This window comes from Acetobacter indonesiensis (genome assembly GCF_000963945.1).
GTDB lineage: Bacteria > Pseudomonadota > Alphaproteobacteria > Acetobacterales > Acetobacteraceae > Acetobacter > Acetobacter indonesiensis.
The window spans coordinates 1-224 of the sequence record NZ_BAMW01000065.1 but is presented as its reverse complement, the minus strand read 5'-3'; the positions used below and the strand labels follow the sequence as shown (position 1 = coordinate 224).

Below are 224 nucleotides of genomic sequence, written 5' to 3'. Positions count from 1 at the left end.
CTAGAGCGGTTTCACTGAAATCTGTATCATCTGGTGACAGTGTAGGCGTGATGTGATTCACCATTTTCCTTGATGGAGACGGTGATGGCACGAGCATTGAGAGATGATCTTCGAGAGCGCGTTCTGGAGGCTGGAACTGCGGGGGCATCAGCCCGCTCGATTGCAACACGGTACGGTATAGGGGTTTCAACAGCGATCCGTTGGCTGCATCGGGAACGCGAGAG

General features: G+C 54.0%; 1 protein-coding gene. It reads left to right on the top strand.

Annotated elements, in window-relative coordinates; genetic code table 11:
- Positions 1-84: 84 nt before the first annotated feature.
- Positions 85-224 (top strand): helix-turn-helix domain-containing protein (locus Abin_RS15945; RefSeq protein WP_373854446.1); only part of this gene is annotated, 140 nt, incomplete at its 3' end.